Genomic DNA, 23,179 nt, shown 5'->3' with positions numbered 1-23,179 from the left:
CGCATGAAGAAGATCCTGATGCTGCACGGCATCAATCACAACATGTTCGGCAAGCGCGACCCCGCACAGTACGGGACGATCACGCTCGCGCAGATCGATGCACGGCTGCAAGGGCTGGCGGAGGAACTGGGTGTACAGGTGGAATCGTTCCAGACGAACGGCGAAGGCGCGATGTGCGAGCGCATTCATCGCGCTTTCGAGGAACGCCAGGATGCGGTGCTGATCAACGCCGGGGCATGGACGCATTACAGCTACGGCATTCGCGATGCCCTTGCCATCCTCACGCGCTCGCCCTGTCCGTCGAATTCGTCGAGCGCGACGCGACGCCGCCCGCTCGTGACGGCGAACGACGCGATGTGGACGATCTTCGCGGTGCGCCATTCCCGATACGAAAAGCGCAACTGCATGCCGCACGCATGATGACGCGTGACGACGGGGAGCCGTCCATGGGAGCGCGCGAAGGATGCCGGTTATGGGAGCGGGATTGAAATCGGGTTCGAAAAAACCGCACTACGTGCGCCGCCGGTAAGTCCCCGGCGTGCTGCCCGTCCAGTGGCGGAACGCGCGATGGAACGCGCTCGGATCGTCGAAGCCGATATCGGCGCCGATCGCGGCGATCGTGTCGAGCGTATCGGTGAGCCGCTGGATCGCGATGTCGCGCCGCAGTTCATCCTTGAGCGCCTGGAACGTCGTGCCTTCCGAGGCCAGGTGGCGGCTCAGCGTGCGCACCGAACAATGCAGATGCTCGGCCGCCTGGTCGATCACCGGCAGGTCGGGCAGCGCCGCCGACAGGTATTGCCGCACGCGATGGCACACGAGCTGTTCGCTGAACGATTCGAAGATCCAGTCGCCGGGCGCGCGCGCGAGGAACTTGCGCAGGTTGCGCTTGCTCTGCCGGATCGGCGCGTCGAGGTAGTCGGCGCTGAAGCGCATCAGCGTGCGTTCGCAGTCGAACTGCACGGAACCGGTGAAGAAGTACAGGTGCTCGACCGCGTGGCGCGGCCGCGGGCACGCGAACTCGATCTTCAGCAGCGGGATCTTCTGCCCGATCAGCCAGGAACACACGCCGTGCACGAGCTTGAGCATCAATTCCTGGCCGAGCGCGCCGATCGGGCCGACGGCCGGGTTCGGCCGCAGCAGCACCTGCGCGACCAGACCATCGCGCTTCGATTCGACGAAGAAGTCGTCGAGCAGGATATGGAAGAACTGGCCGAAACGGTGCAGCGCCGTTTCGAGGTTGCGCGCATCGAGCAGGCTCAGGCACAGGTACTTCAGCGTGCCGCCGCGCAGCGGGCGCGAGAAGATGCCGGGCATCTCGTCGTCGAGGTCGATCGCGAGCGTGCGGTACAGCGTCGAGAACTGCTCTTCCGTCACGCGCGCATGCGGCTCGCCGAGCAGCTCGAGCGGGATGCCGGCCCCGCGCAGGTAGCGCTCGACCACGTCGCGGCGCGCGCCGGCGCTCGCCAGAAAACCGTTGACGAGCGAGATCGGCACCGTCGCGCTCGGCGACGGTAGCGCCTGCCCGGGCCGGGCGGAAGGTGAGTCTGAACCGGTCATCGCGTCCCCGTCGGTCGAACCGCTCGCATTGTACTTGAGCGGCCCGGACCGGGCCTTCGGGGCCTTCGGGGCTTTCGGCGTGCCGGCCCGCGCGCCGACGGGCGCGCGGCGCTTCGGCGCCATCAGTCGGCGCGGCTGAGTTCCCGGCGCAGGATCTTGCCGACCGTCGACTTCGGCAGCCGATCGACCAGGCGGATCAGCTTCGGCACCTTGTAGGCCGCGAGGTTCTCGCGGCAGTGCGCGACGATCTCCGCTTCGGTGACGGCCGCATCCGGCGCAAGCACCACGAACAGCTTGACGGCCTCGCCCGTGCGCTCGTCCGGCACGCCGATGCATGCGCATTCGGCCACGCCCGCCAGCGACGTGGCTGCGGCTTCCACCTCGTTCGGGTACACGTTGAAGCCCGACACGATGATCATGTCCTTCTTGCGGTCGACGATCTTCAGGAAGCCGGCCGCGTCGAACACGCCGATGTCGCCGGTGCGGAAGTAGCCGTCGGCGGTGAACGCCGCCGCGTTCGCTTCCGGCTTCTGCCAGTAGCCGCCCATCACCTGCGGCCCCTGCACGCAGATCTCGCCTGCTTCGCCGATCGCCACCTCGCGATCCTGGTCGTCGAGCAGCTTCACGTCGGTCGACGGCAGCGGCAAGCCCGTCGTGCCCGTGAACGCGTCGATCGACTGCGGGTTGAAGGTGACCACCGGCGACGTTTCCGACAGCCCGTACCCTTCGCGGATGAAGTTGCCCGTCACCGCCTTCCAGCGCGCGGAGATCACGTCGATCACCGCCGCGCCGCCGCCGGCCGACAGCTTCAGCCGCGACCAGTCCACTTCCTTCAGCCGCGGATGGCCCGCGAGCCCCGCATACAGCGTGTTGACGCCGACGAACACCGACGGCCGCGCCGCCTTCAGCACGTCGATGAAGCCGTCCATGTCGCGCGGGTTCGCGACGAGCCAGTTCTCCGCGCCGATCGCGAAGTAGGACAGGAAGTTCACGGTCAGCGCGAAGATGTGATACAGCGGGATCGCGGTAACGACGACCTCCTCGCCCGGCTGACGCGCGGCAGGTACGATCGCCGCGAACTGCTCGATGTTCGCGACGAGGTTGCGGTGCGACAGCGCGGCACCCTTCGACAGCCCGGTCGTGCCGCCCGTGTACTGCAGCAGCAGCAGATCGGCGCTGCCGAGCGCGACCGGCTCGAAGGCGAGCGATTCGCCGGCGGCGATCGCGTCCGCGAGCGGGATCGAGCCGGGCGGCAGCGCGTCGCACGCGCCGGCCGGCGCATCGACGACGCCGAGATCGCCGCGCCCGACGCTCAGCACGGTTCGCATGCGTGTCTTGCCGACCACGTCGGCGAACGTGCCCATCGATCCGCCGCACACCACGGCCACTTCGACGCCCGCGTCGTTCAGCTGGTGTTCGAGCTCGTGCGCGGTGTAGAACGGATTCACGTTGACCTGGATCGCGCCGATCCGCGCGAGCGCGACGAACGTCACCGGAAACGCGAGCACGTTGGGCAGCATCACGGCCACGCGGTCGCCCTTGCGCACGCCCACGACCTGCTGCAGGTATGCGGCGAGCGCGGCCGACAGGCGGTCGACGTCGGCGTAGGTCAGCGTGCGGCCGAATGCACGGAACGCGGGGCGATCGGCAAAGCGGCGCATCGCTTCGTCCAGCAGCGCGGTTACGGAAGGATGGCGATCGGCATCGATCTCGGCGGGGATCGAGCCGTACGAGCCGATCCAGTGTCTCTTCGTCATGTCCTGCTCCTCGGGGGACGGCGCCAGGCAGCGCCGTTCGCACGGCGGCCCGCGCACCGGATGCGCATGGGCCGTCGCCTGACCGACGACTATCGCCCGCCAACGGTGCTTTGAAAATGATCCGGGCGGTCGAAAAGATGATCGAAACGGACACGCGGACGCGCGGCGCACCGCCAGCCACGGCTAGCGCTCGCGCGTCGGTTTGCCGTTGTCGGGCCGTGCAAGGCCATGTGCATCAGGGTGAACCCTATGGCGCGCCCGCGCGTTCCGGCGCAAAATCGCGAACCCGGAACGGTATCGAATCGGACGCAGAACCAGCCATGCCGCGCAGTGCGCTCTTGACCCCGACGGCCGCCGGCGCCGCCCCGCTGCCGGACGCCCCGCTCGCCCACGCGTTGCGCGAGAAGCGCTTCTCGCCGGCCAAGCTGGCCGTGCTGGTCGGTGTCGCCCAGGAACTCGGCCTCGACCCGACCGCCGTGCTCGATGGCACCGGCCTGTCGCCGGACGCCGTCACCGACCCGTTCACGCTCACATCGCAACTGCAGTTCCTGACCGCCGCGCGCAACGCGATCGGCCGCTATGACGGCACCGATCTCGGCGTGCGCGTCGGCCGCCGGCTGCATGCGTCGAGCTACGGAATGTACGGCTACGCGATGCTGTGTTCGGAATCGCTCGCGCATGCATTCGATTCGGCAGTCAAATATCACCAGCTCGCGAACGGGATGCTCGCGATCCGGTGGGTCGAACAGGGCGACACCGCGTCGTGGCTGTTCCCGGATCCGCATGAAGCCGCACTGCCGGAGCCGGACCTGCCGCTCTACCGCTTCCTGATCGACATGCAATTCGCGCTGCACGTGACGATCATCAAGGACGTGATGGGCGCGTGGTGCGTGCCGGCCCGCGCGCAGTTCGCGCAGCCGCGACCGCCGCATGCGGCGCTGCTGTCCGATGCGCTCGAATGCCCGATCGCGTTCGACCAGCCGCACCATGTGTTGAGCTACCCGGCCGCGTGGCTCACGCGCGCGCCGCAGCTCGCGAACCCGATCACCGCCGCGCAGGTGTCGTCGCACTGCGCGCGCCTGCTCGACGAATTGCGCAGCCAGGCGGGCGTCACGCGGCGCGTCTACCATGAACTCACGCGCACGCCCGGGCAGTTTCCGGACATCGACGCGATCGCCGACACCCTGTGCATGACGTCGCGCACATTGCGCCGCAAGCTCGACGCCGAAGGCACGTCGTACAGCGAGTTGCTGACGAGCGTGCGCAAGGCGCTCGCGATCGACTACCTGAGCACCACCACGCTCAGCACCGAGGACATCGCGCTGACGCTCGGCTTCAGCGACGCGGTGGGATTCCGCCACGCGTTCAAGCGCTGGACCGGCACGACGCCGAGCGACGTGCGGCGCAAGCGCGGCGCGTAGACGCTACGCACGAGCGAGCGCGAGCCCGAACATCAGGTGAACCTGCCGTATCCGTCACATCGGCATCCGTCGGCCATCGTTCGCGCAAATCTCGCGTTCTGCCGGTCGCAAGTCGCGTGGTTCAAACGTGCCCGCACGATCGGCCAGACCGGCCCGGGCATCGATACGTAGCGCCTCCTGCCACGCCGCACGCGGCGCCAACTGCCGTGGACGGCCGATGGGTCGGCGTCGGCCGTCCACCATTCCACGCATGCCGATCGGCGGAAAACGCGACGACGGCGCCGGTCCGTTTCAGCGCGCCTCTCCGGCCGCCGGCTGCGCGACCGTCAGCGCGAACTCGAACACCGCGCCACGCCCCTCCCGGTCGACGAGCCGGATCCCGCTGCCGTTGAGCGCGAGCATCCGGTGCACGATCAGCAGCCCGAGCCCGCCACTCGTCGCCGCACCGCCGCTCATCGGCCGTTGCGGCCGCTGGAACAGCCCTTCGCGCCGCGCCGGCGGAATCCCTTCGCCGGTATCCGACACGGTCACCACCACGCGGTCTCCCTGCGGCGTCAGCGCCACTTCGACTTCGCCGTGCTGCGGCGTGTGCCGCAATGCGTTGTCGAGCAGGTTGGTCAGCACGCGCTCGATCATCCCGAGATCGGCCGACACGACCGGCACGCGCGGCGGGATGCGCGCATGCAGCGTGACGCCGCGCGACTGCGCGGCGAGTTCGAACTTCTCGAATACGTCCTGCACGAGATCGACGAGCGAGAACGGCTCGCGCTCGGCCTGCACGCCGCCCGATTCGAGCCGCGCGAGCTCGAACAGCGCCTGCGCGAGGCGGCCGACCTTCGTGCTCTGCGCGAGCGCGATCGACAGGTAGCGGCGGCGCTCGGACTCCGCGAGCGCGTCGGACTTCAGCGACAGCGTTTCGAGGTAGCCGTGCAGCGACGTCAGCGGCGTGCGCAGGTCGTGCGAGATGTTCGTGATCAGTTCGCGCCGCTGCTGGTCCTGACGCGTCAGCGCGCGCCACTGGTCGCCGATCCGGTCGGCCATCTGCGCGAACGCGGATTCGAGCACCGCGATGTCGTCGCCGCGCCGCCCGGGCGGCGAACGTGGCACCGGCGGCTGCGTGTCGGGCGCCGCGTTCGCGTCGAAGCGGCGCATCGCATCGGTCAACCGGCGCAGCGGGCTCGTGATGAAACTGAACGCGGTCAGGCCCGCGAGCAGGCCGAGCAGCGCGACAAGCGCCATCGACCACAGCGTCGTGCGCAGCACGTTGCCGGCGTCGACGCGCGCGGCCAGCCGGTCGTGCGCTTCGCCGAGCAGCACCACGTAGATGTAGCCGGACGGCGGCTGTCCCGCACGCTGCAGCGGCGCGGCGCTGAACACCTTGCGCGCGTCGGGGCTGCGCGGATCGTCGCCGAGGATCGGCAGCGGATCGCCCGCGATGAAGCGCTGCACCGGCGCCAGATCGACGCGGTCGCGCTTCACGTGGCCGGGCGGCGCGTCGTCACCCTGGATGTGCCCCGCGTTGTCGAGCAGGTACACCTCGACGCTCGGATTCACGCCCATCAGCTGGCCGAACAACGAGCGCACGGCGTCCGGGCGCAGCCCGTTCGCGTCCATCAGCGGCGTGCTGCTCGCGATATGCGCGGCGAGATCGCGCGACAGGCCCTGCACGACTTCCTTCTCGCGCATGTCGTTCGCGCGGATCTGCAGCCATGCCGACGCCCCCGAGCACGCGAGCAGCAGGACCGAGAACACGAGCGACAGCCGCTGGGTGAGGGTCAGCTTCATCACGTGTCCCGCTGATCCGGCGCGGCGAGCTTGTAGCCGCGTCCCCACACGGTGAGGATGCGCACGGGTTCGGCCGGATCGGCCTCGATCTTCGCGCGCAACCGGTTGATGTGGGTGTTCACCGTGTGTTCATAGCCTTCGTGCTGGTAGCCCCACACGGCATTGAGCAGGTCCATCCGCGAGAACACCTTGCCCGGATGCCGCGCGAAGAAATACAGCAGGTCGAACTCGCGCGGCGTGAGGTCGATGCGCGCGCCATTGACGGCAGCTTCGCGCGCGATCGGGTCGATCGACAGCCCGGCCACGTCGAGCGTGCCCGCGTCGATCCGCGAATCGCGCGCGAGCGCGTCGACGCGCCGCAGCAACGCCTTGACCCGCGCGACGAGTTCGAGCACCGAGAACGGCTTCGCGAGGTAGTCGTCGGCGCCGAGCTCGAGGCCGAGGATTCGGTGCACCTCGCTCGAGCGTGCGCTCGTGATGATGATCGGCGTGTAGCGCGCCATCGCGCGCGCGCGCCGGCAGATTTCCAGGCCGTCGACGCCGGGCAGCATCAGGTCGAGGATCAGTGCGTCCCAGTTGCCCTGTTCGAGCAGGCGCAGCCCTTCCGTGCCGTCCGCGCTGTGAACCACTTCGTAGCGCTCGTCGCGCAGGTGCAGGCTCAGCACGTCGGCGATGTCGGCATCGTCCTCGACGATCAGGATGCGTTTGGGGTGGTCCATGGCGGTCGGCGGCGGCACGTCGTAGTGGTTCCGGAAGTCGAAAGACGGGTTCTGGTCTGCCCAGGGCCGAAAGACCGGCCAGCGAGGGCGAATCGCGGCAGCAACGCCGCGCTGCCGCCATTGTGCAAAATTTTGCAGCGGGAAGGGGTCACATTTCGTTTAAGTTTGGGTAGCGAGCGGGCTGACGGGCAATACCGGCGCGACGCTTCATTCCGGCCCCCAAAAATTCAGACGGCAATCGCCCGGGCTCGAGCACCGCTTCGATCGATCATCACGTCGGCGCAGCCGTTCTTCATTCCGATTCGGAAACCGGCAAACCGAGCCGCCAGCTCAAATTCCTGCGGGCCTGCATCTCGCAACGCGTGTAGAAGAAGTCCGTCAGATAGATGCGCGGACGCACGAGCAGCCCGCGCAGAATGGTTCGCTCATGAAGGTCGTAGGCCCGGTCGTCAAGATCGGGACGCTCCGCCCGCAGACGCCGGCCGTCTTCGCGAAACCGGCTGCGGGAAGCACCGAGCACGGCCAGGTCGATGTCGCAGACGAAACGGGTATCCAGTCCTGCGGCAATACCCGAGTGGGTCGTCGCGAGAATCATCGCGCAAATGTGGTCGCAGGCGCGGATTCGCTCGCCCGCCCGGCGCCGGAACCAGTCCGCGCTGTTCTGCTCGTTGTCCTTCGCGCCGGGCACGAAGATCACGTCATGGAACCAGAGCGCGAGTTCGACGGCGTCCGGTTCGGGAATCGACTCGCGTGCCAGGTCGAACTGGCGCAAGCATCGCCGCACGTGGACGAGCGTGTGGTAATGGCGCGCCGGCTCCGCATAGCATCGCGCCAGCATCCGATAGACACCCTCGGCATCTGCCCCGCCGCTGCACGACCACAACGCGACGAACCGCTCCTGCATCCGGCTCACGTTCGCTCCTTGGCCCGGGGCGTCTGCGCATGATCGCCCCATGCCGACATTACCGCGATGCGTTCAGAGAAACTCCCTGCGGATGTCGATACTCGACCGCTGCCCGATGTTTCCGTAGTGATGCGCAAGCCATGCGTCGGCTTCGCGCCGACCGTGGTCATGCAGTTCGCTGAGAAATGCCCAATCCGCGTTGTACTTGCTCGATACGCTCAACGCGCACATGGCGTCGTCGGCGCGAATCGAATGGATCAGCATTTCCTTCATCTCGCCGCGATCGATCGTGCCCTGCTGGATCAGGTCGGTGACGAACGCGATCGCCCGCATCTCGCGCATCAGCGACGAATTGAAACTGATCTCGCTGATGCGATTGAGGATTTCCGCGGCCGTGATCGGCACGCCGCGTCGCACGAGCGGATTGATGTGCACGATCACGACGTCGCGCGTCGCGCAATTGTAGATGAGCGGATAGATGGCCGGATTGCCCATGTAGCCGCCGTCCCAGAAATATTCGCCATCGATCGAGACCGCCTGGAACAGTGTCGGCACGCATGCCGAGGCCAGCACCGCGTCCGCACTGACGTCCTCGCCCGTGAAGATGCGTATCTTCCCCGTCTCGACGTTGGTAGCGCACAGGTACAACCGGATCGGACAGTGCTTGCGCAGTGCGTCGAAATCGACGTGGCTTTCGAGCACTTCGCGCAGCGGATTCAGGTTGTTCGGATTGAACTGATACGGCGAAAAGACGCGCAGCATCATGTCGGCGAACGCATAGAGCGGCGAATGATCGAGCCCGAAGCTGTGCGTACCCTTCAGCCACGGCACCCAGCGCAGCGGGTTGTAGTGCTCCGCCGATCGTGCGACCGCCTGCCAGAAGTCGTGCAGTGCCTGACGCGCGCCGTCTTCGCCGCCTTGTTGCAGCCCGTACGCGAGTACGGCGGCGTTCATCGCGCCGGCACTGGTTGCACTGACACCCTCTATTTCGAGCCTGCCGTCTTCGAGCAGCCGGTCAAGCACGCCCCAGGTGAAGGCACCGTGCATCCCGCCCCCCTGCAAGGCCAGCGCGATCGGTTTGCGCGGCAGATCGTTGCGGCGTCGTGTGTGCGTAATCGTCATGTCCGTCTCCCCAGTTCTTCGCTATACGGAACAACGGCAGGTCATGGACGGTGCGTCGTCACGCGATACGTCGTCGTGCGTCGCAGGCCCATTCATTCTGCGCGCCCGTCCAAGGCATCCAGCAGCGCTTTCGCCTCTCGCAGATCGCACGTGTCGAATCCTTCCGTGAACCAGGCGTACACCTCGGACAGCGCCTGCCTTGCCTCGACGATCTTCCCCTGTCGTTGCAGTAGCCGAGCGAGGTCCGATGCTGCTCGCAATTCCAGCGCTCTGGCACCCTGCCGGCGCGCGCGCGCGATCGCCCGATGAAAACAGTCAACCGCTTCGTCATCACGTGTGGCGGCAGCCCCCTCCTTGCTCGCCGCGCCGGCCAGATAGATTCCCGTGAGCCGGTACAGCTCGGCCTCGTAGCAATGCTCGCCGGAGTGCTCGACGATCGTCGTCGCCTCTTCCAGCATGTCCAGGGCGGCCCGCTCGTCACCCGCGCGCCAGTAACTGTCGGCGAGCAACGCAAGACAATAAGGCCGCTGATCTTCGCCGCCCGCTGCCCGCTGCGCGTCGAGGCCCAGCCGCATCTGCGCGATGCCGCCCTGGATGTCTCCTTGCGCGCTCATCGCCCAGCCTCGCAGAAGCGTTCCCCAGGCGAGCCAGTACGGCAATCCGTGCTCGGTCGACACGGCAATGACCGCGTCCGCGCGCTCGGCGGCAAGCATCGGCTCCCGCCTCAGTTGATGCAAGTGCGCCGTGTAGGTCAGGCTGAACGCCAGAGACGGCCCATAAGAAAGATGCCGTGCGAGCGCAAGTGCTTCAACGCTGCGCTTGAGCGCCTGGTCGGGATACCCCTGAATCCACAAGGTCAGCACGAGGAAACTGAGCGCCCGGATACCGGGATCCACTCCATGTGCGAAGACGTGCGCCTGATGCTGCTCCGGATCGTAGATCGCAAGGGCCTGTTCCAGGTGTGTGCGAGCCGTGCCGAAATCGCCCTGCAGGAAAAAGCACGAGCCCAGTGCACTGTGCGCCTCGACGAGGAGACCTGGATCATTCGCATTCCTTGCGGTTACGAGCATCTGCTTGCCGAGATCGGTCGCGAGAGCGTACTCGCCGCGCACCAGGTGGTACATCCGCAATCCCAGCTGCGTCGCAAAGCGCTGCGATGCCTCGCCCGTGCGCTCGCACAAATCGAGCGCACGCGTATAGGTCGTGCCAACCTCCGTCGCGCCATACCCGCGCACGTCCATCAGGACGGGCCCGAGGGAAAGCAGCACCGTCAGTTCCCAATGCGCACGCATGGGTGTGTCCGGCAGGCCCTTCAGCAACGCAAGCGCCGCTCCAAGGTGATTCATCGCATCGTGATGGGCGGCATGGCGCAGCGCCTGCTGTGCCGCGCGATGCAGGTATTCGACTGCCTTGGGAATGTTTCCGCTCTGACCGTAGTGGTGCGCAAGTTCGCTGCAGTAATCGGCGATGCGCGTCGGGAACAGCATCTCGATCGCCTGCGCGGTGCGCTCGTGCAGCGTGGTGCGCCGCTCCGTAAGCAACGAGCGCCCGGCCACTTCCTGGGTCAGCGCGTGCTTGAACGAGTAATTGACTTCGGGAAAGGCCGGGCGCTCGAAGATGAACTCCGCTTCTTCCAGGTGGGCAAGCAGACGACGCAGTTCGTCGTCGCGCGCCGGCGCCTCACCGCAAATTTGCCGGATCAGACTGAACGGGAATTCGTGGCCAATCACCGCGAGCGCCTGCAGCAGCTCCTTTTCCTCGATGGGAAGCCGGTCGATACGCGCGGCCAGCACGCCCTGCACGGTGGTGGGAATGTGCAGCGTCGTCGGGGTCTCGACGATGTGATAACGCCCGGCATCGCCGAGCAGCGATTGCTCTTCCACGAGCGTCTGGACCACTTCCTCCATGAAGAACGGGTTGCCCTCCGTCTTCTCCAGAATGAGCTGCTTGAGCGGCACGAGCGTGCGATCCTCGCCGAGCAGCACCGCGAGCAGTCCTTGCGCATCGGACGGGCCAAGCGGTTCGAGCCGGATCCTGCTGCAATGATCCGCGCCGGCCCATGCGGGCTGATATTCGGGCCGGTAGTTCACGAGAAGCAGGATGCGTGCGTCGGGCACGTGGTCGACCAGGTAGGTGAGAAACGCTTCCGTTTCGCGGTCGAGCCATTGCAGATCCTCGAACAGCAAATGGACCGGCTGATTCCAGCTCTCTCGCACGAGAAGCTGCCTGATCGCGTCGAAGGTGCGGTCGCGCCGGATTTGCGGATCCATGTCGACGAGTACCGACCCGCCCTCGCCGATTCCAAGCAGATAGAGGACGTAGGGCACGAGGTCCTCGAAACTGCGCTCGAGCGCGAGCGCCTTGCCGATCACCTTCTCCCGGCAGCGCCGCTCGTCGTCCTGCGTCGTGATCTGGAAATAGTTCTTCAGGAGTTCGATGAGCGGTAAATTGGGAAACGCCTTGCCGTGCGAGACCGAGAACGTCTCCAGCACCAGCGCGCCACGTCGCGAGCGCTCCTTGAACTCGTGGAACAGACGAGACTTCCCGACGCCCGCCTCCCCCACGACACCGACGACGCGCCCGTGCCCCGACCTCATGGCCTCCAGCGCACGGTTCAGATGCTCCATTTCCGTCTCGCGACCGACGAAGCGCGCGAGACCGCGATGTGCCGCCAGTTGCAGGCGCGTGCGCAAAGCGCCCAGGCCAAGCACCTCGTATACGCACAGCGGCGCGGGAATGCCCTTGAGTTGTGTCGCGCCCAGCGCCTTGAACTCGAAATAGCCTTCGGCGAGCTTATGGGTGGACTCGCTGACGAGAATCGACGTGGGCGTGGCGATGCCCTCGATCCGCGACGCGATGTGGATCGTATGCCCGAGCGGATCGTATTCGGTGTGCAGGTCGACGGTGCGGATGGAACGGACGACGACTTCGCCCGTATGAACGCCGACGCGAATCTGCAGAGGAATGCCTTCCTGCAGACGAATGCGGTCGCCATGCTGCCGCATCGCCTGCTGCATGCGCAATGCGGCGAACAGCGCGCGCTGCGCATGGTCTTCGTGGGCGATCGGTGCGCCGAACAACGCGAGGATGCCGTCGCCGAGCGATTTCGCGACGTATCCCTCGTAGTAGTGGACCGCTTCCATCATCAGCTCGACCACGGGGACGATCAGGCGATGCGCCACTTCGGGATCGAGATCGTGGATCAGCGCGGTCGACCCGGCCATGTCGGCGAACAGCGCGGTAACGGTCTTGCGCTCGCCGGCGGGCTCGCCGCGCGCTTCCATGGCCGCGTGTTCGGCACGGATGCGCTCGGCAAGATGATCGGGTGTGTAATGAATCGGGGTGGGTGGCGGTTCGCGGCCCGACGGTCGGGAAAACGACGGCGCGGCGGCGGGTGGTGTCAGCGACGTTCCGCAATGGCTGCAGAAGCGGGCCGCGGGCGCCGCCTCATGCCCGCATTGCGGACACGTGCGGGACAGCACGGCCTGGCATTCCTGGCAGAACCTCGCACCGGGAGGATTCTCGGACCCGCATATTGTGCAGCGCATAAAACCCTCTTCCAGCCAAGGGTCGACCTCGAAACATTATGCGCCACTCCCTGCCGGGAATCAGGGCCTCGAGCGTGATCGTATGTGCCGACAGGGTGAGGGTCAGCACGCGTTCGGCCGTCAGTGCTCGCAGCGCGCGCGACACCGTCATCCGGGCCACACCGCAACGAGCAAAACGCGATCAGGTGATCACGCCAACCTGCCAGGGCACGAATTCGTTCTGGCCGTAGCCGTGCAGCTCGCTTTTCGAGCGATTGCCGGACGCGCAGTCGAGCATGTGCTGGAAGATCGCGGCGCCGAGCTGGTCGACACTCGACGTACCGTCGATCACCCCGCCGCAATCGATATCGATGTCGTCTTCCTGACGCACCCACAGCGCGGTATTCGTTGCAAGTTTCAACGACGGCGCCGGCGCACAGCCGTAAGCCGAACCCCGCCCCGTCGTGAAGCAAATCAGGTTCGCGCCCGACGCGACTTGCCCCGTCGCCGACATCGGGTCGTAGCCGGGCGAATCCATGAAAACGAGGCCACGCGCATCGATACGCTGCGCATATTCGTATACGTCGACGAGATTCGTGGTTCCGGCCTTCGCGATCGCGCCGAGCGATTTCTCGAGGATCGTCGTGAGCCCGCCCGCCTTGTTGCCGGCCGACGGATTGTTGTCCAGCGCGGCGCCGTGACGTGCGCAATAGGCTTCCCACCACGCGATGCGCGCGAGCAGCTTTTCGCCGACGTCGCGGCTGACGGCACGCCGGGTGAGCAGATGCTCGGCGCCGTAGATTTCGGGCGTCTCGGAAAGGATCGCCGTACCGCCCTGCCGTACCAGTCGGTCGACGGCCGCCCCCAGCGCGGGATTCGCCGAGATGCCCGAGTAGCCGTCCGAGCCGCCGCACTGCAGCCCCACCACGAGATGCGCCGCCGGCATCGCGACCCGCACCGCACGGTTCGCGTCCGCGAGCATGTCCGTGACCATCGCGATGCCGCGCTCGATCGTCCTGCGCGTGCCGCCGCTCTCCTGGATCATGAAGTGGTGCAGGCGCGCAGCATCCGCATGCCCGCCTTCGCGCAGCACGTCGCCGATCTGGTTGGTCTCGCAACCGAGACCGATGAACAGCACCGAGTGGAAATTCGGATGCGCGGCGTAGCCCGCCAGCGTGCGCCGAAGGATCGCGATTCCGTCTCCCCGCGAATCGATCCCGCAGCCGAGCCCGTGCGTGAGCGCGATCACGCCGTCGATGTCCGGATAGTCGGCCAGCGCCCGCGGGTTCACCTCTCGCCGGAAATGATCGGCGATCGCACGCGCCACCGTGGCGGAGCAATTGACGCTAGTCAGTATGCCGATGTAGTTGCGCGTCGCGATCCGTCCGTCGTCACGACGAATACCCAGGAAGGTCGCCGGTGTGTCGTCGAGACGTGTCGGACTCGCGGCAGCGCCGAACGCGTGCTCGCGCGCAAACTCGGCCATGCCGAGATTGTGCACGTGCACATGCTGACCGCGCGCGATCGTCTCGCGCGCGACGCCGATGATCTGGTTGTAGCGCCTGACCGGCTCGCCCTTCGCGATGTCGCGCACGGCCACCTTGTGGCCCGGCGGAATCAGGCCGGACACGGCGAGCGCCTCGGACGCGATCAGGTCGCCGGACACGAGCTGGCGCGTCGCGATCACGACATCGTCGTTCGGATGGAGTCGGATCGCAACCGGCCCGGTAGGGGGAAAAGACATGACGGTAATCCTGGATTCAAGATGGGTGGTTCCGCGCCGGCAGGCCGCCTTGCGGCGCCGGCGAACGCTTCAGCGATGCGAACCGGCCTGCACGCCGCCCGGCCCGCTTTCCGCGCCCGCGTGCCCCATGCCGCGCAGCGAGCGCAGCAGCAGCACGCTGACGAAGCACAACGCCGCAACCACCACGAAGCCCGTGCGCGAATCGTGCGATGCCGCGTCCGCGAACGCCTTGATCTGCGGCGACACGAAGCCGCCGAGATTGCCGATCGACACGATGAACGCAATGCCGCTCGCCGCGCCCGTCCCGCCGAGATAACGCGTCGGCAGGCACCAGAACACCGGCTGGCACGCAACCAGCCCTGGGATCGCGATGCAGAAGGCGAGCAGCGCCAGCACCGGCGTGTTGATCACGGATATCGATGCGAATGCGAGAATCCCGACCGTCAGCATGCCGGTCGCGACCTGCAGATGGTTGTCGTGGCGATCCGCGAATCGCGTCGCGACGATCATCGCCGCAATCGTGCACAGCCACGGAATCATCAGCAGCAACCCGATCTTTCCATCGATCTGGGTGCCCATCGTCGCGGCGAATTTCGACGGCAGATAGAACGCGAGCGGCGCATTGCCGATCTGGATGCAGAAGTACGCGGCAATGAAGGTCAGCACGCGACGGTCCTTCAGCACGCCGAACACGGCTGCGGACAGGTGCCGCGATTTCGCGCGCTCTTCCGCGTCGAGCGTGTCGCACAATGCGCGCTTCTCGTCGTCGGTCAGCCAGCGCGCGTCTTTCGGCCGGCTCGTCAGGTAGAAGAACGCGATCACGCCAACCACGGTCGCCATCAGCCCCTCGACCAGATACATCCATTGCCAGTTCCGCAGACCGAACATGTCATGCATCTGCAGCAGGAAGCCCGACAGCGGATTGCCGATCAGCATCGCGACGGGCACGCCGAAGTAGAACAGTCCGAGCGCGCGGGCGCGCCCCTTCGCAGGAAACCAGTAGGTCAGATACAGGATGATGCCTGGAAAGAACCCGGCCTCCGCCGCGCCGAGCAGGAAGCGGATCGTATAGAACTGCGTCGGCGTATGCGCGAACATCATCGACGCCGAGACGAAGCCCCACGTCACCATGATCCGGCTCATCCACACGCGCGCGCCGATGCGATTCATGACGAGATTGCTCGGCACCTCGAACAATGCATAACCGATGAAGAAAATGCCGGCGCCGAATGCGAATGCCGCATCGCTCAAGCCCGTGTCGGCCTGATAGGCGAGCTTCGCGAAGCCGACGTTCGCGCGATCGATGAAGGCGAGCGCGTACATCAGCGTGAGGAACGGCAAGAGCCGGACGGCGGCCTTCCTGACCGCCCTGGCAAGGTGCTGCGATTGCTGCGAATCGTCGTTCATCGTTGTCTCCGATATGGTTCTTGTCGTGATGCCCGTTCGACTACGCTCGCCATTCGGGCCCGTCCGGGTACGCGAATGCATCGAGCGAAGCCGGCTTCATCGTGACGCCGTAACCAGGCGCCTCCTGCGGCATGTAGCGCCCACGGCGAATCACGATCGGCGCCTCGAAATGCTCGTGAAGATGGTCGACGTATTCGAGCACGCGCCGCTCCAGCGAGCCCGACACCGCGATATAGTCGAACATCACGATGTTCTGCGAGTACTGGCACAGGCCAACGCCGCCGCCGTGCGGGCACACCGGCACGCCGAACTTCGCCGCCATCAGCACGACGGCGAGTACTTCGTTGAGCCCGCCGAGCCGCGCGGGATCGAGCTGGCAGAAATCGAGCGCGCCGGCCTGGAAGAACTGCTTGAACATCACGCGGTTGTGCGCATGCTCGCCGGTCGCGACACCGATCGGCCCGATCCGCTGGCGGATCGCCGCATGACCAAGAATGTCGTCCGGGCTGGTGGGCTCCTCGATCCACCACGGATCGAACCGCGCGAGCACCCGCATGTTCGCGATCGCCTCGTCGACGCCCCAGTTCTGGTTCGCGTCCATCATCAGCTTGCGCTCCCAACCGAGTTCTTCGCGCAGGATGCGCGCACGCCGCACGTCCTGCTCGAGATCCGCGCCGACCTTCTGCTTCAGGTGGGTCCATCCGTCGGCCACGGCGGCGCGTGCGAGCGCACGCATCTTCTCCTCCGAATAACCGAGCCAGCCGGCCGCGGTCGTGTAGCCGGGAAAGCCGTGCTCGCGCATCTCCCGCTCGCGCTGCACCTTGCCGGGTGCGGCCCGGCGCAGCAACGCGACGGCCTCGTCGCGCGTCAGCACGTCGTCGATGTACGTGAAGTCGATGCAGTTCACGAGTTGTTCGGGCGGCATGTCGACCAGGAATTTCCAGACCGGCTTGCGCGCCGTTTTCGCCCAGAGATCCCAGATCGCGTTGATCAGCGCGGCCGTCGCGAGATGCACCACGCCCTTCTCCGGGCCGACCCAGCGCAACTGGCAGTCGCCCGCGACCATTTCGTGCCAGTACGCGCCGAAATCGGCCGTGATCTCGTCGAGCGACCGGCCGATCACGAACAGCTTCGCGAGCGCGTGCGCCGCGTCGACACACAGGTCGTTGCCGCGGCCGATCGTAAACGTGAGCCCGTGCCCGCGAAGGCCGTCGCCGGCATCGGTGACGAGCGTCACGTAGGTTGCCGAATAGTCGGAGTTGCCGTTCATTGCATCCGAGCCGTCCATGCTCCTGGACGTTGGAAAGCGAATGTCACGTACCAGCACATCGATAATGCGTGTCGTCATCGTTGCGTGTCTCCATTCCATTTCATTTGATTTCACTTCGCTGGATGCCGGCCCGGACGCCCGCTCACCCGAGCGCCGCGATCAGGTACGGCTGCGCGACCGATAGCTTCAGCATGCGCGCCATCTCGACCACCGGGCGCAGGCGCCGTGTCTTCTTCATGTCGTGATTGCCCGCGATATCGGCCAGCCGATGCGCGAGGAACGGGTTCAGGAAGCGTTCGCGCACGTCATCGAGGTAGGCCAGCGCCGCGTCGCGCTCGCCGAGCGCATCGAACACCGGCATCACCTCTTCGCTCCATACCGCCTCGAGCGGTGCGCGGTACGCGGGATCGCCCATCGCCGCGCCCACCGTCATGTCAGGCGAGCCGCCGCGCGTGCGCCATTGTTCGGCGAGTACCGTATGCCCGAGATTGAGCAGCAGCAGCTTCAGGCGCTCGTAGCGTTCGAGATCGTCGGTCACGACGATGTCGGGGTGCTCGCACGGCAGCGTCATCCCCGCCGTGCGCCGCACCGCCCACAACGCATACGGTTCGGCGATCGCGCCGACCGGGTGAATCGGCTCCGACACGATCCGGTCGACGAGCGAGTTGACCCACACGCAGCCGTCGATCAGGTAATCGACGAAAGCCGCGTCCGCGCGCCAGCCCCGCGCGACGGCAACCACCAGGTCGCGCAGCGTGTCGCCGTTGCGCGCGACGAGTTCGCACGGCAGCAGCGTGACGGGTGCCCCGCCCGCGCGGAAACGCTCGTGCAGCAGCACCGCGAGCTTCGCCGCGAAACCGCGCGGCGCGCGGTGGCCGGCAAGCAGATCCGCCCCGTCGTCGTCGAACGGCGCATAGCCGCTGTCGCCGGTGTTGGACACGATGGCCCGGACCTCGCATGCGACGCTCTCGCGCAACCGCGCCCAGTCGTCCGCCGCATGCAACGCTTCCGTGATCGCCGTGCAGTCGACCTCGCGATCGATCGTCTCGCCGTGCCGCCGGCCGCGAATCCGCACCGGGTAGCGCCCGGTCGCGCGCAACGCATCGATGCGGGCACGGCTTTCCGCGCTCGACGTCGTCTGCACCACGGTGATCGCACCGAGTGCGCGGCTGGCTGCCAGCGCTTCCGACACGAACAGGTCGACGTGCGCCTGGAGGAAGCGGCTGGTGCCGAACTGCAGGATCGGGTTGCCCATCGGTTCGCGCTCCGCGTTCAGCATTCGACGAGTGCCTTGATCACGCCGGCGTCCGGTTCGAGGAGTTCCGCGAACCGGACGGGCAAGTCCGCGAGCGTCAGCGCGTGCGTCTTCAGCGCGTCGGTCGGCACCCGCCCCGCACGCATTGCGTCGAGCACGGTTTCGAAATCGGCCGGCGTCGCGTTGCGGCTCGCGAGCAGCGTCGTCTCGCGCTTGTGGAATTCCGGGTCGGAGAACGAAATGCGGCCCTTCACGAGCGAGATCAGCACGTACTTCCCGCCGTGCGCGACGAAGTCCAGGCCGCGCTCCATTGCGACGAGATTGCCGGTGGCGTCGAACACGACATCGAAGAATTCGCCGTCGGTGAGCGCCGCGAGGCACTCGACATCGGCGCCGGCCCCGCTCGTGTCGAGCGGCACGGTGGCGTGTGCGCCCAGCGCCGCCGCGCAGACCGCCAGCCGGTCCGCGCGGCCGTCGAGCACGCTGACCTGCGCGCCGCGCAGCATGGCGAAGATCAGCGCGGCCATGCCGATCGGGCCCGCGCCGACAACCAGCACGCGTTGCCCGGCCCGGACCTCGGCACGCGCGACCGCGTGCGCGCCGATCGCGAGGAATTCGATCATCGCGGCCTGGTCGAGCGTGACGCCGTTGGCCGCGAACACGAAGGCCTGCGGAACGGCGAGGTATTCGACCATGCCGCCGTCGGCGTGCACGCCCAGCACCTGGATCCGGGTGCAGCAATTGGTCTTGCCCGCACGGCACGCGACACACGTACCGCACGACAGATACGGCATCACGTAGACCTGGTCGCCGGCCTTGACGCGTGCGCCCGCTGGCGCCGTCTCGACGACGCCGGCCAGCTCGTGCCCCATCACCCTGGGATAGGCGAGGTACGGCTGGTTGCCGGTGAAGATATGCATGTCGGTGCCGCATACACCAACCCGCTTCACGCGGATCAGGACATCGTCGGGGCCCACGGCCGGCACCGGGCGCTCGGCAACGACCAGACGACCGGGTTCTTCACAAATGACGGTTCTCATCGGTATCTCTGTAATGGGTGAAACAGGACGATGTGGCGCGCGGCACCACCAAATTGGCCTGACCAAACACATGCTATTGGTCTGGCCAGTATTGGTCAAGCCAATTGCCGGATATTTGGGGAAATCCCTAGAAGGCATGGTGACAAAGCGCGCATCGGAAGGCTCGGCTACCTCCGACTTGCCGCTTTTTCATTGCGCGTGAAGCGGAATCGACAAGAACCCGACTGGACGGGCAACTTGGTAAGGCCAATTTGTCCATCGAGCTCCCTGCGACATCGAGCGACGTGATCGACTTGGCGTGAATTGGTCAGGCCATTCAAAGTGCAGTAGACTGATCGCTTCGGAACAGACATCCGCGGTATGCGGCAAGGGGGAGCGTTGCTGGACCAGTTCAAACAGGTGGATACACGCCGCCTGTATCAGCGCATCGCCGACCAGATTCGTTCGCTCATCGATGCGGGGCGGTTCGCCGACGGAGAACGCCTGCCGCCCGAGCGGGATCTGGCTCAGCAGCTGGGCGTGTCACGCCCGTCGGTTCGAGAGGCGCTCATCGCGCTGGAAATCGAAGGCATCGTCGAAGTCCGGATGGGCTCCGGCGTGTTCGTGTGCCCTCCAGCGAAGGCGTCGAATACCGCGGCGACACCGCTGGGCGAAAACCCGATCGAACTGACAAGCGCCCGCGCCGCACTCGAAGGCAGCGTCGTCGAACTCGCATGCGCACACGCGACGCCCGAACGGCTGGCGCCCGTGCGCCGCGCGGTCGATGCAATGCGGTCCGCCATCGCGGAAGGCCGTTCCCCGCTGCAGCACGATCGCGAATTTCACGTCGCGATTGCAGCGATGACCGGCAATTCGGTGCTGGTCAGGCTGGTGGGCGAACTGTTCGACGGACGCCACAGTCCGATCTCGTCGCGCGTCAGCGCGCGCACCGAAAGCAGGCAGACATGGGCCAAGGCGTTCGACGAACACGAGTCCATTCTTCACGCGCTGGAAAACGGCGAGGTGCTGATGGCCCAGGCGGCCATGCGCACGCATCTCTATGCATCGCAACGACGCTGGCTGGAACAGGAGCGAAACTAACGCTGGCGGGCCGTCCATGAAACGCGTGCGGCCCGCGAACCAAACGGTTCGGCATCCTGCTTGAACGCGGCATTCGCGCGGAAGATCGCCGGGAAACCGGTATCGGGCGCCAGGTTGACGTTGCCGTCGCGGCCCGACGACGGCCTGAAATCGGGCTGCTACGAATCCGCCCCGCCTCCGGCGATCTCGATCGACGTCTCCCAGCGGAAATAGCCGGACACGGCACCATCGCGATCCAGTACGGCGAAATCGGCCGTACACGTGGTGGCGCCCGCGGCCAGCACATCGCTGCGCCAGTAGTGGTCCGGCATCGGCCGGCACTGTGGATGGAGCAGGTCGTCGTCGGACGGCACCGGTGTCGCGGCATCGCGCACCTCCGGTTCGATCGGCGCGACGATGCCGGCATCCTTCAACGCGAACCGGATGAACAGAACGCTCGCTTCGGCACGCAGCGCCAGCGCCGTTTCGCGCAGGCGGAGCTGGTCGCCCGGCGACAGGCCGGCAAAGAGCCGGCTGTCGTTGCGGCCGAGCGGCCCGGTGTCGCCGGGGATCACCCCGCAGATGTGCCGGGCGCGCGCAACGGCATTATTTCGCCCTGCACGCCACCAGACACAATGAATAAAAACGCCGAACCATAACCACTCCCGTTACTCGACATTATCCGAAACGTCCGTCATCCGGATCATGTGCGGCTTCACACCCTCATCGTCCGCCGCCTCCTCCTTCGGATGGATCAGCGCTTCGAGCCGCGCCTTCGTCGCGATGAATTCGGGCGTATTGACCTGCGAATAGTCCCGCGGCCGCGCCACCGGCACCTCGATCAGTTCCTGCACGCCGCCCGGGTTCGCCTTGAGCACGAGAATCCGGTCCGCGAGGAAGATCGCCTCGTCGAGATCGTGCGTGATGAACAGGATCGTCACGTCGATATTGCGCCAGATGTCGAGCAGGTGTGTCTGCATCCGCGCACGCGTCTGCGCGTCGAGCGCGCCGAACGGCTCGTCCATCAGCAGGATGCGCGGACGGTTCGCGAGCGCGCGGGCGATCGCCACGCGCTGCTTCATGCCACCCGACAACTGATGCGGATACACGTCGGCGAAACGCGTCAGTCCGACCAGGTCGAGCCACTGCAGCGCCTCACGCTCGGCTTCGCCGCCGCTGCTGCCATTCATTCGGAGGCCGAACATCACGTTCTTCTTCACGGTGAGCCACGGAAACAGCGTATAGCCCTGGAATACCATTCCGCGATCGGCGCCCGGCCCCTGCACGGGCTTGCCGTCCAGCAGCACCTCGCCGCTCGTCTGCGCCTCGAGCCCCGCCAGGATGCGAATCAGCGTCGACTTGCCGCAGCCGGACGGACCGATCACGCACACGAACTCGCGCCGGTGGGTGCGGAAGCTGATGTCGTCGAGTGCGACGCACTCGCCCTGCGGCGTCGCGAAACGCTTGCCGACATGCCGCACGTCGAGAATCACGTCGCGGGCTTTGAGTCGCGCGAAGCGCTCGCGCACCGCGTCGGATTGAATCAGGTAATCGGGAACGGCTTGCGGATTCTGCATCATGCCCTCTACGGAAATCGGTCGATGGATGCGCGTCAACGGGCGTCACGCCTTCAGCGTGCGGTCCCACGGAAACAGCTTGCGGCCGAGCAGTCCGAGCGCGATGTCGGTGCCGAGGCCGATGATCCCGATCATCAGGATTGCCGCGTATACGTTGTCGAAATGCTGGTAGCGCGCCTGCTGGCTGATGTACCACGTGATGCCCGAGCTCGTGCCGACGAGTTCGGCCACGATCAGGTAGGTCCACGCCCAGCCGAGCAGGATCCGCTGGTCGCGATACAGATCCGGCAGCACCCCCGGAATCACGACGTGCGTGAGCAGCTGAAGCTTCTTCGTGCCGAGCGTCATCGCGGCCTCGAACAGCCCGTATTCGAGCTTGCGCGTCGTGTTCGCAATGATCAGCACCTGCTGGAACAGCGTGCCGATCACGATGATCGCGACCTTCGGCGCGTCGTAAATGCCGAGGATCGCGACCATCAGCGCGCCGAATGCGGGCGCAGGCAGATAGCGGAAGAACTCCAGGAACGGCTCCTGCAGCCGCGCGAGCGCGCTGAAGGTGCCGCAGACGATGCCGAGCGGCACGCCGATCGCGGACGAGATCACGAAGCCCCAGAAGATGATCCGGATGCTGTGCCAGAGGCTCTCGTGCAGCCACACGCCATCACGCGATGCGGGCGGCGTCGTGAACGCCGTGTAGAACGCGCGCAGCACCTGGTGCGGCGCAGGCAGGTACACCGGGTTCGCGCGCACGCCCTCGGGCACGGCCGCGTGCGTCGCACGCGCATGCGCGAGCTCGTCGTCGAACACGTCGCGGTCGATCTGCATGCCGGTCTGGAAATAGTCGACGCTTCCCGGATTCGTGATGCGCATTTGCGGATGCCAGACGAACGGCACATAGCTAATCAGGCACCAGACGGCGAACGGCAGCAGAAAGGACGCCAGGCCGAGCGTCCATTTGCCGCGCGCCGTCAGCTCGCGTCGAACGGCGAGCCAGCCGGTCGTGTTGCGGGTCGTTGACATGGGAATCTCCGTATC

The 23,179-nt window shown here is 66.3% G+C and carries 18 protein-coding genes; 3 read left to right on the top strand and 15 right to left on the bottom strand.

The genetic code is table 11. The annotated features are described in order from the left end of the window. Nucleotides 1–3: 3 nt before the first annotated feature. Nucleotides 4–420 (top strand): type II 3-dehydroquinate dehydratase, encoded by a 417-nt coding sequence (locus BTE28158_RS22355; RefSeq protein WP_239007334.1) that lies wholly within the window; start codon nt 4–6, stop codon nt 418–420. Between the two features lie 90 nt (nt 421–510). Here the strand turns inward: BTE28158_RS22355 and BTE28158_RS22350 are convergent, their stop codons facing one another. Both BTE28158_RS22350 and BTE28158_RS22345 read right to left on the bottom strand, forming a co-directional pair. Continuing rightward, nucleotides 511–1,680 carry an AraC family transcriptional regulator gene (locus BTE28158_RS22350; protein ID WP_124627147.1) on the bottom strand — a complete coding sequence of 390 codons (1,170 nt, stop codon included), beginning with the start codon at nt 1,678–1,680 and terminating at the stop codon, nt 511–513. Then, entirely contained in the window at nt 1,680–3,314 is a 1,635-nt protein-coding gene (locus BTE28158_RS22345) for an AMP-binding protein (protein WP_151047488.1), read from the bottom strand. Before BTE28158_RS22345 ends, BTE28158_RS22350 begins: the two co-directional genes overlap by 1 nt. 320 nt (nt 3,315–3,634) lie before the next feature. On the opposite strand from BTE28158_RS22345, the gene BTE28158_RS22340 reads away from it, so the two are divergent. Continuing rightward, nucleotides 3,635–4,735 carry an AraC family transcriptional regulator gene (locus BTE28158_RS22340; protein ID WP_151047486.1) on the top strand — a complete coding sequence of 367 codons (1,101 nt, stop codon included), beginning with the start codon at nt 3,635–3,637 and terminating at the stop codon, nt 4,733–4,735. Nucleotides 4,736–5,026: 291 nt separating this feature from the next. On the opposite strand, the gene BTE28158_RS22335 is transcribed toward BTE28158_RS22340, so the two are convergent. From BTE28158_RS22335 to BTE28158_RS22290, 10 genes are all read right to left on the bottom strand, one after another. Next, entirely contained in the window at nt 5,027–6,520 is a 1,494-nt protein-coding gene (locus BTE28158_RS22335; RefSeq protein WP_151047484.1) for a HAMP domain-containing sensor histidine kinase, read from the bottom strand. After that, nucleotides 6,520–7,239: a response regulator transcription factor gene (locus BTE28158_RS22330; protein ID WP_059606358.1), complete on the bottom strand. Its 720-nt coding sequence runs from the start codon at nt 7,237–7,239 to the stop codon at nt 6,520–6,522. Before BTE28158_RS22330 ends, BTE28158_RS22335 begins: the two co-directional genes overlap by 1 nt. 292 nt (nt 7,240–7,531) lie before the next feature. After that, nucleotides 7,532–8,077 (bottom strand): HD domain-containing protein, encoded by a 546-nt coding sequence (locus BTE28158_RS22325; RefSeq protein WP_174920086.1) that lies wholly within the window; start codon nt 8,075–8,077, stop codon nt 7,532–7,534. 138 nt (nt 8,078–8,215) lie between these two features. Beyond that, nucleotides 8,216–9,265: a patatin-like phospholipase family protein gene (locus BTE28158_RS22320; protein WP_124627157.1), complete on the bottom strand. Its 1,050-nt coding sequence runs from the start codon at nt 9,263–9,265 to the stop codon at nt 8,216–8,218. 92 nt (nt 9,266–9,357) lie between these two features. Further along, nucleotides 9,358–12,813, bottom strand: a complete 3,456-nt coding sequence (locus tag BTE28158_RS22315; protein ID WP_151047480.1) for an adenylate/guanylate cyclase domain-containing protein — start codon at nt 12,811–12,813, stop codon at nt 9,358–9,360. Between the two features lie 181 nt (nt 12,814–12,994). Then, nucleotides 12,995–14,536 (bottom strand): UxaA family hydrolase, encoded by a 1,542-nt coding sequence (locus BTE28158_RS22310; RefSeq protein ID WP_151047478.1) that lies wholly within the window; start codon nt 14,534–14,536, stop codon nt 12,995–12,997. Nucleotides 14,537–14,605: 69 nt separating this feature from the next. Continuing rightward, the gene (locus BTE28158_RS22305; RefSeq protein WP_151047476.1) at nt 14,606–15,943 is read right to left on the bottom strand and encodes an MFS transporter; all 1,338 of its coding nucleotides are present in this window, start codon (nt 15,941–15,943) and stop codon (nt 14,606–14,608) included. A gap of 40 nt (nt 15,944–15,983) precedes the next feature. Next, a complete protein-coding gene (locus tag BTE28158_RS22300) occupies nt 15,984–17,291 on the bottom strand; it encodes an enolase C-terminal domain-like protein (protein ID WP_124627166.1) in 1,308 nt (435 codons plus the stop codon). Between the two features lie 64 nt (nt 17,292–17,355). Further along, nucleotides 17,356–18,468 (bottom strand): mannitol dehydrogenase family protein, encoded by a 1,113-nt coding sequence (locus BTE28158_RS22295; protein WP_151047474.1) that lies wholly within the window; start codon nt 18,466–18,468, stop codon nt 17,356–17,358. A 17-nt stretch (nt 18,469–18,485) separates the two neighbouring features. Then, nucleotides 18,486–19,508 (bottom strand): zinc-binding alcohol dehydrogenase family protein, encoded by a 1,023-nt coding sequence (locus tag BTE28158_RS22290; protein WP_151047472.1) that lies wholly within the window; start codon nt 19,506–19,508, stop codon nt 18,486–18,488. A 378-nt stretch (nt 19,509–19,886) separates the two neighbouring features. Here BTE28158_RS22290 and BTE28158_RS22285 point away from each other — a divergent pair, with 378 nt between their 5' ends. Then, complete coding sequence (locus BTE28158_RS22285; RefSeq protein ID WP_226117223.1) at nt 19,887–20,588, top strand: FadR/GntR family transcriptional regulator; 702 nt, start codon at nt 19,887–19,889, stop codon at nt 20,586–20,588. 158 nt (nt 20,589–20,746) lie between these two features. On the opposite strand, the gene BTE28158_RS22280 is transcribed toward BTE28158_RS22285, so the two are convergent. The 3 genes from BTE28158_RS22280 to BTE28158_RS22270 all read right to left on the bottom strand — a co-directional run bounded on the left by BTE28158_RS22280 (nt 20,747) and on the right by BTE28158_RS22270 (nt 23,164). Continuing rightward, nucleotides 20,747–21,142, bottom strand: a complete 396-nt coding sequence (locus BTE28158_RS22280; RefSeq protein WP_244108022.1) for an AidA/PixA family protein — start codon at nt 21,140–21,142, stop codon at nt 20,747–20,749. Nucleotides 21,143–21,235: 93 nt separating this feature from the next. Continuing rightward, the gene (locus tag BTE28158_RS22275; RefSeq protein WP_059606234.1) at nt 21,236–22,144 is read right to left on the bottom strand and encodes an ABC transporter ATP-binding protein; all 909 of its coding nucleotides are present in this window, start codon (nt 22,142–22,144) and stop codon (nt 21,236–21,238) included. Nucleotides 22,145–22,189: 45 nt separating this feature from the next. Next, on the bottom strand, nt 22,190–23,164 hold the full coding sequence (locus tag BTE28158_RS22270; RefSeq protein ID WP_059692415.1) for an ABC transporter permease: 975 nt from the start codon (nt 23,162–23,164) through the stop codon (nt 22,190–22,192). Nucleotides 23,165–23,179: the final 15 nt, after the last annotated feature.

This window comes from Burkholderia diffusa (genome assembly GCF_902499115.1).
Lineage (GTDB): Bacteria > Pseudomonadota > Gammaproteobacteria > Burkholderiales > Burkholderiaceae > Burkholderia > Burkholderia diffusa.
This window is presented reverse-complemented; position numbering and strand designations above follow the sequence as displayed.